This is a genomic window from Sedimenticola selenatireducens (assembly GCF_963675335.2).
In the GTDB taxonomy this organism is placed as follows: Bacteria; Pseudomonadota; Gammaproteobacteria; order Chromatiales; family Chromatiaceae; genus Sedimenticola; species Sedimenticola selenatireducens.
Genome location: NZ_CAXXYC010000003.1, coordinates 1,177,616 through 1,193,743 on the forward strand (window position 1 = coordinate 1,177,616; position 16,128 = coordinate 1,193,743).

The 16,128-nt window shown below is 57.5% G+C and carries 14 protein-coding genes; 5 read left to right on the forward strand and 9 right to left on the reverse strand.

All coding sequences use genetic code 11. The features are described from left to right. Positions 1–56: 56 nt before the first annotated feature. The 5 genes from cmk to smc all read right to left on the reverse strand — a co-directional run bounded on the left by cmk (position 57) and on the right by smc (position 8,677). Entirely contained in the window at positions 57–722 is a 666-nt protein-coding gene (gene cmk, locus ACHZBF_RS09115) for a (d)CMP kinase (protein ID WP_029133773.1), read from the reverse strand. Further along, a complete protein-coding gene (gene aroA, locus ACHZBF_RS09120) occupies positions 723–2,048 on the reverse strand; it encodes a 3-phosphoshikimate 1-carboxyvinyltransferase (protein WP_321528250.1) in 1,326 nt (441 codons plus the stop codon). Positions 2,049–2,211: 163 nt separating this feature from the next. Next, positions 2,212–4,227, reverse strand: coding sequence for an NAD-dependent DNA ligase LigA (gene ligA / locus ACHZBF_RS09125; protein ID WP_321528251.1), 2,016 nt, complete (start codon positions 4,225–4,227; stop codon positions 2,212–2,214). Continuing rightward, on the reverse strand, positions 4,224–5,066 hold the full coding sequence (gene zipA, locus ACHZBF_RS09130; RefSeq protein WP_321528252.1) for a cell division protein ZipA: 843 nt from the start codon (positions 5,064–5,066) through the stop codon (positions 4,224–4,226). The genes ligA and zipA overlap by 4 nt, the downstream gene beginning before the upstream one ends. A gap of 104 nt (positions 5,067–5,170) precedes the next feature. Continuing rightward, entirely contained in the window at positions 5,171–8,677 is a 3,507-nt protein-coding gene (gene smc, locus ACHZBF_RS09135) for a chromosome segregation protein SMC (protein WP_321528254.1), read from the reverse strand. Between the two features lie 211 nt (positions 8,678–8,888). On the opposite strand from smc, the gene queF reads away from it, so the two are divergent. Beyond that, entirely contained in the window at positions 8,889–9,278 is a 390-nt protein-coding gene (gene queF, locus ACHZBF_RS09140; protein WP_029133768.1) for a preQ(1) synthase, read from the forward strand. Between the two features lie 111 nt (positions 9,279–9,389). On the opposite strand, the gene rdgC is transcribed toward queF, so the two are convergent. Both rdgC and amrS read right to left on the reverse strand, forming a co-directional pair. Continuing rightward, the gene (rdgC, locus tag ACHZBF_RS09145; protein ID WP_321528255.1) at positions 9,390–10,301 is read right to left on the reverse strand and encodes a recombination-associated protein RdgC; all 912 of its coding nucleotides are present in this window, start codon (positions 10,299–10,301) and stop codon (positions 9,390–9,392) included. Between the two features lie 120 nt (positions 10,302–10,421). After that, on the reverse strand, positions 10,422–11,510 hold the full coding sequence (amrS, locus tag ACHZBF_RS09150) for an AmmeMemoRadiSam system radical SAM enzyme (protein WP_273438374.1): 1,089 nt from the start codon (positions 11,508–11,510) through the stop codon (positions 10,422–10,424). Between the two features lie 93 nt (positions 11,511–11,603). On the opposite strand from amrS, the gene amrB reads away from it, so the two are divergent. Together amrB and amrA are read left to right on the forward strand one after the other, a co-directional pair. Beyond that, entirely contained in the window at positions 11,604–12,392 is a 789-nt protein-coding gene (gene amrB / locus ACHZBF_RS09155; protein WP_321528256.1) for an AmmeMemoRadiSam system protein B, read from the forward strand. After that, entirely contained in the window at positions 12,379–12,960 is a 582-nt protein-coding gene (gene amrA, locus ACHZBF_RS09160) for an AmmeMemoRadiSam system protein A (RefSeq protein WP_321528257.1), read from the forward strand. The genes amrB and amrA overlap by 14 nt, the downstream gene beginning before the upstream one ends. 15 nt (positions 12,961–12,975) lie before the next feature. Here amrA and ACHZBF_RS09165 read toward each other — a convergent pair whose 3' ends face one another. Beyond that, positions 12,976–13,896 (reverse strand): pentapeptide repeat-containing protein, encoded by a 921-nt coding sequence (locus ACHZBF_RS09165; protein ID WP_051302263.1) that lies wholly within the window; start codon positions 13,894–13,896, stop codon positions 12,976–12,978. A 211-nt stretch (positions 13,897–14,107) separates the two neighbouring features. Here ACHZBF_RS09165 and fliK point away from each other — a divergent pair, with 211 nt between their 5' ends. Both fliK and ACHZBF_RS09175 read left to right on the forward strand, forming a co-directional pair. Beyond that, positions 14,108–15,325, forward strand: coding sequence for a flagellar hook-length control protein FliK (gene fliK, locus ACHZBF_RS09170; RefSeq protein WP_321528258.1), 1,218 nt, complete (start codon positions 14,108–14,110; stop codon positions 15,323–15,325). After that, positions 15,322–15,612, forward strand: a complete 291-nt coding sequence (locus ACHZBF_RS09175) for an EscU/YscU/HrcU family type III secretion system export apparatus switch protein (RefSeq protein WP_029133762.1) — start codon at positions 15,322–15,324, stop codon at positions 15,610–15,612. The genes fliK and ACHZBF_RS09175 overlap by 4 nt, the downstream gene beginning before the upstream one ends. A gap of 18 nt (positions 15,613–15,630) precedes the next feature. On the opposite strand, the gene fliJ is transcribed toward ACHZBF_RS09175, so the two are convergent. Next, positions 15,631–16,062, reverse strand: coding sequence for a flagellar export protein FliJ (gene fliJ / locus ACHZBF_RS09180; RefSeq protein ID WP_029133761.1), 432 nt, complete (start codon positions 16,060–16,062; stop codon positions 15,631–15,633). Positions 16,063–16,128 lie beyond the last annotated feature (66 nt).

The window sequence follows — 16,128 nt, forward strand, 5'->3', positions numbered from 1 at the left end:
ACTACCGGGTCGACGTGGGTTGAAGTTAAAAAAACAGCCCTGTAACGGGCCACCAGTTACACCAGGTTTGGCAGTGTTTCATGAACCCGTGCCAACACCAGTTCCAGCACCTCTTCAATAGAGAGTGCTGTTGAGTCCACAATCAACGCCCCATCGGGGGCTTTCAGTGGTGCTACGCTACGGTTACGATCCCGATCATCCCGTTCACGAATCTCCGCAACCAGACTCTGTAGGTTAGCACTTAAACCCTTCTCTATCAACTGCTTATATCGACGACGAGCGCGCTCCTCCGCGCTGGCGTCGAGAAATACTTTCACCTCCGCCCGGGGGAAAACCACGCTGCCCATATCCCTGCCATCGGCCACCAGCCCCGGCTCCACGGCACAAGCCCGCTGCCAGGTCAGCAGCGCCTCTCGAACCTCGGGCAACGCCGCTACTTTAGAGGCGGCATTGCCCGCCTGCTCAGTACGAATCGCCAGACTGACATCCTCCCCGTTGAGCAGTACAAGCCCCTCCCGGAATTCAATATCCATTTTAAGCGCCAGTCGGGCCAACTGTTGCGCATTATCAAGATCGACTCCAGCCCGCTCCGCCGAGTATCCAAGCAACCGGTAAAGTGCTCCACTGTCAAGGCAACGCCAGCCCAGAATGCCGGCCAGCCGGCTGGCAATGGTGCCCTTACCAGAACCGCTCGGTCCGTCAATGGTGATGATTGGGGCCATTCAATTCTCCTCTTCGCTGTCGATAGCCAGCCCCACGGAGCCGGCCAACCTGACAAATCCGGGGAATGAGGTGTTCACGTTGCTGCAGTCATCAATGAGGATCTTCCCCTCTGCTCGCAAGGCCGCCATGGCAAAGGCCATGGCGATCCGGTGATCGCCGTAGCTGCCGACCCTACCGCCCTGAATCGAACCGCCTTGAATCACGATTCCGTCCGGCGTTGGGGTCGCATCCACACCCAGGGATGCCAGACCATCAGCCATCACCTGAATCCGGTCACTCTCCTTGACCCTAAGCTCTTCCGCGCCCGTCAGAACAGTCTCTCCCCGGGCGCAGGCTGCAGCAACGAAAAGTGCCGGAAACTCATCAATGGCCAGTGGCACCTGATCAACAGGTATCCTGATACCGTGAAGGTCTGCAGAACGCACTCGCAGATCCGCCACCGGTTCACCCCCCACATCCCGCTGATTCAGAACCTCGATATCCGCGCCCATCAGCCGCAGGATATTGATCACCCCTTCCCGTGTCGGATTGATCCCCACATGCTCCAGCAGGATATCCGAGCCGGGGGCGATACTGGCACCAACCAGGAAGAATGCGGCAGAGGAGATATCCGCCGGTACGTCGATGTCACAGGCGGTCAGTTTCCCTCCACCGTTGAGAGAAGCGGTAGCCCCGACACGTTGAACCGGGTAGCCAAAGCCGCTCAGCATGCGCTCGGTATGGTCCCGGGTGGGAGCCGGCTCGGTAACCCGGGTTGTTCCCTTGGCATAGAGCCCGGCCAACAACAGACAGGACTTGATCTGGGCACTGGCCACCGGCAATGCGTAATCGATGCCATTCAAGTGATCAACCGGGTGAATCACCAACGGCGCGGTCCCCTGTTCAGTGGTTTCCACCCGCGCGCCCATGGCTCGCAAAGGATCGGTCACCCGGCGCATGGGCCGACTGGAGAGCGAACTGTCCCCAACCAATGTCAGTTCCAGTCCCTGGCCGGCCAGCAGCCCGGCCAACAGGCGCATGGAGGTTCCTGAGTTCCCCAGGTCCAGCGGACCAGACGGGGCTTTCAGGCCATGCATGCCGACACCCTGAATAGTGACTTTGCCATCCACCGGACCGGCGATCTCCACGCCCAGCGCGCGAAACGCCTGCAGGGTGGCCAGGCTGTCCTCTCCCTCCAGGAAACCGGTAATTTGGGTCGTCCCCTCTGCGAGTGAACCGAGCATGATTGAGCGGTGTGAGATCGATTTATCTCCCGGCACGCGCAGGGTACCTGTCAGGCAGCCTCCCGGCCGGACATGAAAAATCAGATTTTTGGCTGAACTCAATGGAGTCTCCAGAATATGAACCAGGGAAGGAAAAGGCCGCACAGCTTAGCCCTAAACGGACCTTAAGTAAATACCAAACAACAATAAAAAACAAAGGGTTAGGGACAGATCCAACGATATCAGCAAGCACATTCGGATGCTAAATGACAATAACTGCGCGGTACTATTCTTCCAGCAATTCGTTTAGTCCGGATTCATCAAGAATCGCTATCCCGAGGGTTTCCGCTTTGGTCAGCTTGGAACCGGCATCGGCACCGGCAATCAGGTAATCGGTCTTTTTTGAGACGCTGCCGGTCACCTTGGCACCAAGGGCTATCAGGCGCTGCTTGATCTCGTCTCTCGGCTGGCTGAGAGTGCCGGTAATGACGAACACCTTGCCTGCAAGCGGCTGGCTGGCCAGATCCGGAACAGCGATCGCCTCCCAACGCACCCCAGCTTGGATTAGCGCCTCTATCACCTCCTGGTTATGCGCCTGGCGAAAGAAGGTGAAGACGTGCTCCGCCACCACCGGACCCACATCCGGCACCTGCAGCAGCGCATCGATATCGGCCCGCATGATCGGTTCCAGATCACCAAAATGATTGGCCAGTGACTGGGCCGTGGCCTCACCCACCTCGCGGATACCCAACGCAAACAGGAAACGTCCCAAGCTGGTCCGCTTGCTCTTCTCCAGTGCGGCAAGAAGATTCTCGGCCGATTTCCGGCCCATGCGCTCCATCCCCTCCAATGCAGTCAACTGGAGATGAAACAGGTCGGCGGGCGTCTCCACCATCCCCAGGGTAACCAGCTGGTCCACCAGCTTGTCCCCCAGCCCTTCAATATCCATGGCCCGGCGGGCGGCAAAGTGCTTGATGGCCTGCCGCCGCTGCGCGGGACAGAACAGCCCGCCACTGCAACGCACTACCGCTTCATCCGCATCCCGAATGACATCGGCGCCACAGACCGGACACTGTTGCGGCATCTCGAACGGCCGGGCATCGGCAGAACGTTGCTCAGGGATCGATCGCACCACCTGGGGGATAACATCACCCGCCCGGCGGATAATCACGCTGTCACCCACCCGGATATCCTTGCGCCTGATCTCTTCCTCATTGTGCAGTGTGGCATTGGTGACGGTGACACCCGCCACAGTGACCGGTTCCAGTCTGGCCACCGGGGTCAGGGCGCCGGTCCTGCCCACCTGGATATCGATCGCCAGCAGGCGCGTCATCTCCTCCTGTGCGGGAAATTTTTGCGCAATAGCCCAACGCGGCGCGCGGGAGACAAAGCCCAGTCGCTGCTGTTGTTCCAGGCTGTCCACCTTGAACACAACACCATCGATTTCGTAGTCCAGGGCGGCACGGCGCTCGCCAATCTCCCGGTAATAGTCGAGACAACCCGCGGCGCCTTCAACCGTGCGCATTTCCGGCGAAATCCTTAACCCCCAATCAGCCAGGCGTCGAATACTCTCGCTCTGGGTGGCGGCCAGCGGCCCGCCGGAAATCTCACCAAAGCCGTAGCAATACATCGCCAGCGGCCGTTGCGCGGTAATCTTCGGGTCGAGCTGCCTCAGGCTGCCGGCAGCGGCATTGCGGGGATTGGCGAAACCTTTTTCTCCATTGACCCGGGCGCGCTGATTCAGTCGCTCAAAACCGGCCAGGGGCATATAGATCTCCCCACGCACCTCCAGCACTTGCGGCCAGTCTTCACCCAGCAGACGCAGGGGAACAGAGGGGATGGTACGCGCATTATGGGTCACATCCTCACCCCGACTGCCGTCCCCCCGGGTGGCGGCCTGCACCAGCAGGCCCGATTCGTAGCGCAGGCTGATAGCCAATCCGTCCAGTTTCGGTTCAGCGGTATAAATGACTTCGCCCACCTCACCCAACCGCTCCCGTACCCGGCGGTCGAAATCAACCATCTCTGTATCGGAAAAAGCGTTTTCAAGCGACAACATCGGCATCCGATGCAACACTTCGCCAAAGCCGTCCAGTGGCTGGGCACCTACCCGCTGGGTGGGCGAGTCCGGCACAATCAGATCGGGAAACTGCTGTTCCAGCGACTGCAACTCGCGCATCAGCCGATCATATTCACTATCCGGAACCTGTGGATCATCCAGGACATAGTAGCGATAGTTATGCAGATTGAGTTGTTCGCGCAGCTCAGCCGCACGTTGTAATATCGCCAGGGGAGTACTCATCGTTTACTAAGGGCCAGCTGGACCTGTCGGCGGTGTTCCAGGATTCGCTCGCGGATATGTTCGATAGTCTGTTTGCTGAGTACGCTGTGAGTCTCGTCCTGCAACTCTCCCTCCAGCAGGGCTGCCAGACGCTCAGCGGTGAACAGCATATCGGAGAAGGCTGCCAGGCCATCCTTGGGTCCCGGTAGCTGGCCGAACAGCACCAGGCCGGGCGTGCTGAACTCGCCCATTTGGTCCAATGGAAAAATACCCGGCTCAAGCATGCTGGCCATGCTGAAAACCACCCGTGACCTGGGACCGCTGGAATCATAGCGGTGAAAAATGTTCATATCACCGTGTTCGAGTTCCACATCCCGCGCCCCCCGCAGTATCTGTTCTCCGGAAAACGATCCCTTTGATGCCACCACATGGATCTGCAGGATCATGCCGGGCAGGCCCTCCCGGAGCAGTTCATCCTGTGCATCATCCGGATCGTCGGCGGTGAATGAAAAGGACTCCTGTCGTATCGCAGGCTCTATTTCACGGTAGGCTTCATGTGCAACACTATCAAGCTGCTTCAGTTCGGCCTCCAGCTCCTCGTCATCCGAATCATCATCCGCGTCATCGAAGGAAATCCGGTCGACAACCGGTTCGGCCAAGTCCTCACGCTCGGGTGCGTCACTCCAACTGGGGTCAACGCGCTCCGTCAAGTCTTCCGGGGATTCAAAACTCTCAAGCTGAGCCTTGCGTATGGCATGCACCCGGGCATTGACCTTTTTGTGACGATCCCAGAAATAGATCCCCAGAATCAGGCCTACGCCGGCAAGAAACAAAATCAGACGAAGTATATCGGCATCCATTCGTTTACAGGTTCACTAGTGTCAGTGTCATGCGGTTGATAGTACAGCGCCCATGGCGTTTTTTGTACGCTTTTCATCAAATCGACGGCGCCCTGAACCATGTCTTACATGGCCGCCAGCTCGGCTGCCTCCGAAATATCCACCGAGACCAGACGTGATACACCCGGTTCATGCATGGTGACACCGGTGAGTTGATTGGCGATCTCCATGGTGATCTTGTTATGGCTGATAAAAATGAACTGGACCTGTTCAGACATGGATTTCACCAGTTCACAGAAGCGCCCCACATTGGCGTCATCGAGCGGTGCATCCACCTCATCCAACATACAGAACGGTGCCGGATTCAGCTCGAAAATGGCGAATACCAGGGCCACCGCGGTGAGCGCTTTTTCACCACCGGACAGCAGATGAATACTCGAATTGCGCTTGCCCGGCGGTCGCGCCATGACCGTGACACCGGTGTCCAGCAGATCCTCACCAGTCAACTGAAGATAGGCATGCCCACCGCCAAACAGCCGGGGGAACTTCTCCTGCAGACCGCTATTGACCTTGTCGAAGGTCTCCTTGAAGCGGGTGCGGGTCTCCCGATCAATCTTGCGGATGGCGTTCTCCAGGGTTTCGAGAGATTCGGTCACATCGGCATGCTGGGCATCCAGGTATTTCATCCGTTCGGACTGTTCCTGGTACTCATCGATAGCCGCCAGATTAATCGGTCCGAGGCGGCGTATGCGCCCATCCATCTGTTCTACCAGTTGCTGCCACTCATCAATAGTGGCCTCGCCCGGCAACTCAAGAAACAATTGTTCACGCTGAAAACCGGTCTCTTTCAGCTGCTCTTCCACGGTCTTGCAGCGAATCAGCACCTCCTGCCGATTCATACGGGCCTGATCCATGGTGGTGCGCTGACGCATCACCTCCTGTTCACAGGCCGACCGCTCCTGTTCCAGCCGTCTGACCCTGACATCAATCTCTTCGAGGGTCGCGCGCGCCTTGGCTAGTTCAGTTTCGACCTCCACCCGCAGGGCGAGCTGTTGTTCCAGCGCCTCGCCCTTCTCAAGAAGCGGCATCTGCCCCTCTTCCAGGGAGTGCATCAGCTCTTCCCGGCGTGCCGTGAGATGTGCGAGCTGCCCCTGCATGCGCTCCAGACTCTGCGTCAGGGAGGCATGCGAACTGCGCATGGATTCAATCTGCAGGGCGACAGCATGGGCCTGATTGCGCTGGCGGTTTGACTCCTCGCGGATCTCGTTCAGCGTCCGACTGAGGGTTTCGCGCTGCTGTACCAGCATTTCACGTCGCTCACCCAGTGTTTCCATCTCCTCCAGGGCGGCATGCAGGCGAGCCCTGGACATCTCCAGCTCTTCCCGATCATTCTCGGCCTGGTCGCGTAACTCATCCATCTCGCGCTGAATAGTTTCGCCGCGGTGTTTCAGATGCTCCGCACGGGTTCGCTTGCCGGTCAACAGGGAGCGCAATTCAGAGAGTCCCCGGTTAACTTCATTGAGCTGTTTCTGTGCCAGCTCTTTCTCTTGTTCGGCCGCATGCAGCTGCTCACGCCCCTCGGCCAGTGCGATTGAAGCCTGCTCCGTCTGTTCGTCCAACTCGGCGATGCGCTCATCCAGCTGGCGAATCTCCTGTTCACGCGCCAGTACTCCGGAGGTCTCATCTTCGCCGCGACTCAGACGCAGCCAGTTGCTGCCCAGCCAGATGCCGTCCGGGGTAATGACAGACTCGTCGGCTTTCAAGCTGCCGCGCATGGCATAGGCATGGGCCAGATCATCTGCCGTGCGGACATTACCGAGCAGACCGTTCAGCGGCCAGGGAGAGTTGATCCGGTTCAGCAGTGCATCCGCGACAGCAAGTCGCTCTTCCCCGGCGACACTGGTATCGAACAGGGAGAGAGTGCCGGCTTCAAACGTAGTCAGCATCGTTTCCAGGTTATCCAGCCCATCGCTGCAAACCGACTGCAGATGAAAGCCCAGTACGGTTTCCACAGCCCGCTGCCAACCGTCCTCAACCTCGATCTTCTGGGCCAGTCGGGATGCCTTCCCCAACCCCTGGATCTCCAGCCACTCGGTGACCGCATGCTCCTGTTTACCCAATGCCGCCTGCTGCAGCGCTTCCAGCGAGGCGTAACGGCCGCGTGCTGTCTGCAGGGCCGCGCGCGCCTCGTCCAGCTGCTGTCCGGTGTGCAGGTTATCCTGGCGAATAGTGGTTATTCTGTCGGCCGCCGTGGCCAGATTCTCCTGCAGCAGCGCGGACTGCTCCTCGCGCTCCTGCTCCTGCAACTCCAGCGTTTGGATACTGTCCAGCAGTTGCTGATCATTCAGCCGCTCCTGTTCCTCCATGAACCGCTCAAGTCGTTTCTGGGTCTGACTGCTTTTGTCATCAAGATGATTAATCCGGGTGCGTTCCACCTGCGCCGTCTGCGCCGGTTCCGCCGCCTGATGATTAAATCGCTCCCACTCATTCTGCCAGGACTGCATGGCCTGCTCGGCATCGGCCAGTCTGGCGGCGGATTCCAGTTCGATCTCCCGCGCCTGCTCCAGCAACGGCTCCTGCTCTTCCAGACTGGCATTCAGCTCTTCAAGCCGCGCCTCGTCCTGCTGACGGTGATCGCTGGACTCCTGCCACGCCTGTTCGGTCTGGTGCAGATCATGCTCGAACTGGGCACGACTCTCCTTGGCGTATTGAATCGACTGCTCCAGACGGGCGATTTCGCTGCCGACCGCGTAGAAACGCCCCTGCACCTCGTTGAAGCTGTCATTGGCTTCTGTATGACCACTACGATCTTTTTCGATCTCGGCTTCCAGCCGCCGTTGCTTGGCGATGGCTGCCTCCAGATCGGTCTCCTGCTCCAGAATATCCTTGTCCCGACGCTTAATATCGTCATCCATGCTGCGCCAGCGCAGCGCCAGCAGCTCGGCCTGGAGCCGGCGCTCCTGTTCCTTGTACTCCTTGTATCGCTCCGCGGTATTGGCCTGGCGCTGCAGATGCTGTAGCTGCTTGGCGATCTCATCGCGCAGATCGTTCAGCCGGTCCAGGTTCTCTTTGGTGCGGCGAATCCGGTTTTCGGTATCGCGGCGCCGCTCCTTGTACTTGGAGATGCCGGCCGCCTCCTCCAGGAAGGCACGCAGATCTTCCGGCCTGGCTTCAATCAGCCGCGAGATCATCCCCTGCTCGATAATGGAATAGCTGCGCGGACCCAGCCCGGTACCCAGAAACAGGTCGGTGATATCACGCCGCCGGCAACGCACGCCGTTCATCAAATAGTTGGACTGGCCGTCCCTGGAGACCTGGCGCTTTACAGAAATAGTGCTGTACTGGGCGTACTGTCCGCCGGCAGTACCGTCGCTGTTATCAAACACCAGTTCAATGCTGGCGGTACCAACCGGCTTACGGCTGGTCGAACCGTTAAAAATGACATCCGCCATCGACTCGCCACGCAGCATTTTGGCCGAGCTCTCGCCCATCACCCAGCGAACCGCATCGATTACATTGGATTTGCCGCAGCCATTTGGTCCGACAATTCCGACCAGATTACTCGGGATGTGCACGGTCGTTGGATCGACAAAGGATTTAAATCCGGCCAGTTTGATTTTTTCTAAGCGCATAGACTCGGTAACATACAGCTAGGCGGACCCGGACACAAGAGAACCAGGTCTGGTTATTTTACTTTAAATATTTCTTTTATCTTATTGTTTATTAACGCTAATTAATTGTTATATCTAATATTTTTCCGGCCATCTAAAGCACTCGCTTCAGGCCGGCCGGCAACTCCCGTATAATCGCCGAATTTCTTCTACAGATCGAGAACATTTGCACATGCCAAGCCAACCCAGCAAGACCTTGGAAACTTTCGACAATCCCCAGCCGGAAAGAGACTACACCATCCGCATCGAGGTACCTGAGTTTACCTGTCTCTGCCCGAAGACCGGACAGCCCGACTTCGCTGAGCTCACCATTGAGTACATTGCCGATAAACTCTGCGTCGAGCTGAAGTCCCTGAAGATGTACGCCTGGTCATTCAGGGATGAGGGAGCCTTTCATGAGGCGGTGACCAACCGGATTCTAAGTGATCTGGTAGCGGCCACCCAGCCCCGCTTCATGCGCCTGACTGCAGACTTCAATGTACGTGGCGGTATCTATACCACAGTGGTGGCCGAACATCGGGCGGAAAACTGGCAGCCACCGGTCCCGGTCACCCTGCCCTGAGCCATTTTACCGGCGTTGTCCCCGTGGACGCCCGGAGCCAACAGCTCAAGGCGTTCACGGAAAGCCCGATAAGGCGGTAATCCCATGGGCCGCGTCCGGGACACCGATAAGTCAGCTCTCCTCGGCCAACCCGCCAAAGGTCTCAACCAGCCGGGTGATAAACCCCCGGAGCTCAAGACTCATGAGGGCGAAATCGACATCGAACCGGGTAGCTGCGTCCTCTGCCTCGGCGGCAGCCGCCTCTTCCAGGATCAGATCAAGAAATTTCAGACGCTTGATCGACATGTCATCCGACAGCACAAACCCCAGTCGTTCACCCCATTCCAGGGCCAGTTTGACTACCTGTTTACCCGCCTCCAGGTGAATCCGCAATTCATCGCCCTCCAGATCCTGGCGCTTACAGCGAATAATGCCACCCTCTTCCACCGTATCGCGCAATTCGCACTCATCCTGAATCAGAAACTCCGCCGATGGCAGGGATCCGTTCAGCCAGGCGGTCATGATGGAAGCCGGCGACTGGGCCACTTCAAGCGGTTTTGCCGGTAGCGAGCCCAGGGTCTCACGCAACAGACTGACCAGCTCTTCGGCCCGCTTGCTACTGGACGCATCCACCACCAGCCAGTTAGCCTGGGTGTCGATATAGGCGTAGTGACCGGACGATTTGACAAAAGCACGGGGCAGCAGGTCATGGATCAGTTCATCCTTGACCTCCTCCCGCTCCTTGCGCCGGACCTTTCTCCCCTCCGCCTCTTCGATCGAAATAACCTTCTCTTCCAGCAACTCACGAACCACGGACGAGGGCAATAACCGCTCTTCCCGCCTGGCGCAGATCATGATGCAACCGTTTACCACATGGGTCAGCAGTTCCGCCCCCCGGCCCAGTGGCGGCTGCCAGCCGAAGGAGGCGGGCTCCAGGCTGCCACAGCTTTTTGCCGCCCGCGCCAGCAATTGCTCATGCAGCGTCTCGGGAGTCATTTCAAACGGGGTAAGGAGTCTGAAGATCTGAAGGTTCTTGAACCACATGCCGATATAGTTTCCTGCAAAAAGCCGGCATTATCCCGGAACCGGCCCTACCTAGCCAGCCTCAATCGGACACAAACCAGTGATGTTGTGATGTGGGTAATAGTCAGGAATGTAGGTGATCTATAGATAACCGTCCATCCGCACCGGCATGCGTTTTGCCCCCCAGTCACCGGGCTTCTCCTCGAATACCCCGGGACAGGCTGCCCCACAGTATTCGCAGTCTCCATCCGGCGTGAGATGCCACTCCCCCAGTTCATACCAGTCACGTTCAATCAGCAACTTGCCGCAACCGGAGCAAAAGGTGCTGCCACCGGCAGTGTCATGCACATTGCCGGTGTAGGCGTGGTGCACCCCGTTGCTCAGGGCAATCTCCCGGGCGCGGGTCAGGGTCGCCGCCGGGGTCGGTGGGTGATTGAGCATTTTCCAGTCCGGATGAAAGGCGGAAAAATGCATCGGCACATCCGGTCCGAGATTCGCCACCACCCAGCGAGTCATCTGGCTGAGCTCTTCATCACTGTCGTTCTCACCGGGTATCAGCAGCGTGGTCAACTCAAACCAGACAGATGTCTGCTCCTTCAGGTAGACAAGGGTATCCAGAACCGGCTGCAGATGGGCGCCAGTCAGCTTGTGATAGAACTTGTCGCTGAACGATTTCAGGTCGATATTGGCGGCGTCCATGTGCCTGTAAAACTCCACCCGCGGTTCCGGCATGATGTAACCGGCGGTCACCGCAACGGCACGGATTCCCTGTGCATGACAGGCAATAGCGGTATCCACCGCATACTCCATGAAAATCACCGGATCGTTATAGGTAAAGGCCACACTGCGACAGCCGAGCTGGCTGGCTTTTGCGGCAATCTCCATCGGGGAAGCGGCATCCGCCAGGGTGTCCATCTCCCGGGACTTGCTCATATCCCAATTCTGGCAGAAACGGCAGCTCAGATTGCAGCCAGCCGTGCCGAACGAGAGTACCGGGGTACCCGGCAGATAGTGGTTCAGCGGCTTCTTTTCGATTGGGTCGATACAATATCCGCTGGAGCGCCCATAGGTGGTCAACACCACCTTTCCGTCATGACAGGCCCGCACGAAACAGAGCCCCTGTTGCCCCTCCTTGAGTTTGCACTCACGCGGACAGAGATCGCACTGTACTCTGCCTTCATCCAGCCTGTGCCAATATAGGGTCGGATAGTCGGTCACCGCTGCTTGCATGTCGCCACCTCAATAAAACATCTATGCTCTACACTTGATTATAGAATCGCATGACCTGTTCAGCAGTACGATTCAGCACCAGGACACCCGAATATGAAAACGATAAAGCAACCGGCTGTCGCCGGACTTTTCTACCCGGCCGAACCGGCAACCCTGCATAGACAAGTCAGGGAATTTATTGCCGCAGCGGAAAATGTCATTACTTGCACACCGAAGGCGCTGATAGCGCCGCATGCCGGCTACATCTACTCCGGACCAATTGCCGGCAGCGCCTATGCCACCCTGGGTCCTGCCGCTGCAGGCATTCATCGCGTGATACTGCTTGCACCGGCCCACCGGGTGGCCTGCCGGGGTATCGTATATAGCTCCGCCAGCCATTTTCAGACACCGCTTGGGCTGATCCCGGTGGACAGGCCGATCGTGGAGAAACTGTCTGAATTACCGCAGCTTAATCTGAACGATATGGCATTCGAGGAAGAACACAGCATTGAGGTCCACCTGCCATTTCTGCAGGAAGTACTGGAGGATTTCAGCATCGTACCGCTGCTGGTCGGGGATGCCACGGCAGAGCAGGTGGCCGAAGTTATCGAGCAAATCTGGGATGACAGGGGGAATCTGGTTGTCATCAGCTCCGACCTCAGTCACTACCTGGATTATGAAACGGCCGCCGAAATGGACCTGAAAACTTCCCGCGCCATAGAAGCACTGCGACCGGATGCCCTCACCTACCACAGCGCCTGTGGCAGAACACCGGTGAGCGGGCTGTTACTGGTGGCAAAAAAGCATGGTCTGAAGGCCAGGACGGTTGATCTTCGAAACTCCGGTGATACCGCCGGCTCGCATGATCGGGTTGTCGGATATGGGGCCTATGTCTTCAGTTGATCAGATAACAAAGCCGATCTGCGAGGGTGATCGGGAAGTACTTCTTGCGCTGGCTGAAGCGTCTATCCGCCACGGGCTGGAACATGGCCGGCCGCTGCCGGTCGACTCAACCGCGTACACAGCACCACTGCAACAGCAACGCGCTTCCTTTGTCACTCTGCTCAAGCAGGGCCAGTTACGTGGCTGTATCGGACACCTGGAGGCTACCCAACCCCTGGTCGCCGATGTGGCGGCCAACGCTTACTCGGCGGCTTTTCAGGACCCGCGATTTCCCTCGGTTACGGCAGCCGAGCTACCGCTGCTGGATATCCACCTCTCACTGCTGACACCGGCACAGCCACTGACTTTTGATTCGGAGGCGGATCTGATCAACTTGCTTCGCCCTGGGAAAGACGGTCTGATCCTGGAAGAGGGACACCATCGGGGCACCTTTCTTCCCTCCGTCTGGGCACAGCTTCCCGACCCCAAGGCCTTTGTTACACAGTTGAAAATCAAGGCCGGACTGTCTGCCAATCACTGGTCGGAAAACATCCGTGTTTTTCGCTACACTACGGAGTCCTTTCCTTGACCATCGTGTCATCGGTTACTGTTTAACCAGACAGTTCCCCACCGATCCGGGAAGGCATGACGCACCATTGATCCAGATGGCGTTATCCAGGCGCGCCTGCTGCAGTTTCGCTCCACCGAGATTGGCCCCGGTTAGATCGGCAAAGCTGAGATCGGCCCCGCTTAGATCCGCATAGGATAAATCGGCATGTCGCAGCGTCGCCCCTTTCATCGCTGCACGTTTTAGCTCCGCATAGCTCAGGTCCGACTCCGACAGGTCGACATATTTCATGTCACTGTCATTGAATTTACCGCCTGAAAGCTTTGCCCGACGGAACATACCGTTGTTCAACAGCGCATGATCCAGATCAGCGGCATCCAGTTGTACACCGTCCATCCTGCAATTGCGCCAGTTGACCCCGGGCGCCGGCTTGCTCTCACAATCGGGGTCCGGTATCGATTCCGGCGCCCCCAGATAAAAACCAAAACCGATAGCCAGAACCACCAGGACACCAACCACACCGATAGAAAACAGCGGCAGCGGCTTTTTCCCTCTCCGTTCCAGCAGGTCGGTCTTGGCCTCGCGATGGTGCTGCATAATCTCCAGCTCTGCCTGTCGGCGCTCCCCTTTTCTGCGCCTTTTGAATTCCGCATCATCGGCAGAAACTCGCCGCTCACGGCCATTTCGCTCATCCTCACGCATGCGCGATGCGATCAGCAGATCCGTCTCTCCTTCTGCCAACGCCTTTCGGACTTCCGGTGGAATGACATCCGGCACCTCGGAGACGGGCCGCCATTGTTTCCTGTCATTGCTTACCTGATCCTCCATAGTCACCCGGCCGAGAAGGACAAAGCGCCTGACACCACCACAGGGATATGGCCCCTTTATCTGGCCATCGCGCCGGATATACCAGAGGTTCTGTTTTGTCGTCTCAATCTCTTTATCTGTCTCTGTCATAGGATCTCTATGCTGTCGAGTACCAATTTACGCCGAGGCAATCCCCGTTCAATCTATCGACCTGCCGGTCGATAAACTAAAATACCATCAGGTCTTTATACCGAACATTGATATGCAAATCACGGACCCAATTTCGAACCCACGGCTGTTTATCGAGCAAACACGTTCGGATGCCTTGCAGCAACTGCGGCCTGGGCAGGTGGTACGGGCTGTGGTTGAGGTTCCAGCCGACAAGGGGATCGCACAACTGAATATCGGCGGTATAAAGATACCGGTCAAAACCGGCATGAAGCTGGAAATCGGCCAGCAGCTTGCCCTGGATGTGGTTAAAGCGGGCAACATACCGGAATTCAAAGTAGTCAGAGAAGTCACCTCCGCCAGCACCCAGGCACTGGCGCTTAAAAGCATTCTGCCTAAACAACTGCCACTGAATCAGTTGCTCGATGCCCTGAGATCACTGACAACCATTCAACAAGCCCCGGTTACTACATCCGGCGCTGCCCCGGCCGTCATCAAGAATAGCTTGGATACCCTCTTCCAGCAGCTAATTCAGCAGACGACATCAGCCCTTCCCGGTGCATCAGCCGGATCCAGTCCGCTTGAACGCAATCTGCAACTAATCGCCAATGCCTTGCAGACGAACCAGGGACAGTCTGTTCAGGGAAATATAGAAAAAAGCCCCACAACCGAGCTGGCCAGACAAATCGGCCAGCTGATTAACCAGTCACTATCAAACGGCCAGCCAATCACTGGAGCTGTCGTCCGGCAGGCATTAAACCAGTCGGGCCTGTTTATGGAACCCCATCTGCTCAATGGCCAACCGGTACAGAACGATCTCAAGGGAATTCTGCTCAAACTGCTGGCGACGTTGCAGCCGATGCTGACCACCGCCCACCTTCTGGGTGACCCCCCGGTCGGCAGGGCCGCCGATACAGCCACTGCGCTCCAACTCATCGCGGCAAGACTATTTGCGGAGTTGCACCATCAGGCCGAAGGTGCGCTGGCCAGGATTCAGTTACATCAATTGGCCTCCCTGCCACAGGATGAAAACAGCCACAAGCAGCTCTGGCAATTTGAACTGCCCATATCCCATCCCGAGGGTCATGATGAATTTCTGATCCAATTTGAAAAAGAGACCAGACCGGCTGAACAGGCAGAGGATCACTGGTCAGTGACCCTCAACTTCAACATTCCGCCCACCGGACCGGTCCGTGCGCGACTCAGCCTGATAGCGGATGAAATTTCCAGCCACTTTACCGCCGAACTTGACGAAGGGGTGAAGCGGATTGAACAATTTCTGCCGACATTGAACGAGGCATTTTCCAGGGCAGGATTGAAAGTCGGCAAGCTCTCTGCCAGCCAGGGATCGGCCGTCAAAAGGCCGGACCAGCCCATCTCTCCCTCGCCGCTGCTGGATGAACGGGCATGAGCGAAACCTACGAGCAAACGCCTGATGTCGCGATCGCCCTGCTGTATGACGGGGAAAATACGCCACGCATTACGGCAAAGGGCCAGGGGAAACTGGCGGAACAGATATTTCTGCTGGCCCGGGAACATGGCATACCGCTGGAAAATGATCCGCAGCTCGCCGCCATTCTTTCGCAGATTCCACTGGGAGATGAGATCCCCGAATCACTCTACCGGGCAATCGCCGAAGTTATTGCCTTCGCCTATCTGGTATCCGGCAAGAGGCCGCCGGGATTCCGGGACGAATAACGGGAAACAGCTATTGGCTTAACGCGGTCCCCGCTGGTTGCGCTCGTCAATCTCTGCCTGTTCGCGCTTGTCATCAGCCTTTTGCTCGGCTGAACGAAAGCGGTCCATTACCTTGCCCAGCGCCTGGGTACGTACATGCTTCTGCTGCCACTGCTCTTTGCGGGTAACACATTCACTCTTGCTGGCGAGGACCACCTGTTCCTGCTCTTTGATGGCCCGATCCAGTTTTTCCAGAAACACCCGGTATTCCTGCATCTGTTTGGCGGACATGCCCTGGCGTGCGGTGGTCTCAAAACGCTCCAGATACTCCTGGTGATAACGCTTCAGATCCCCCAGTTTAGCCTCCTGGTCACGCATGCGGCGCTGGGAATCGCCCAATTCACGTGCCGCATCATTCTCCCGGGACTGGGCCGCACGCTGAACCGGTTGTAATCTTTTCGACGGGACCATTATTTTTCTCCACCAAGCCGCCCGGACTAACCGGACCCAGTATTAAGGTCGCATTATTTGGAATGT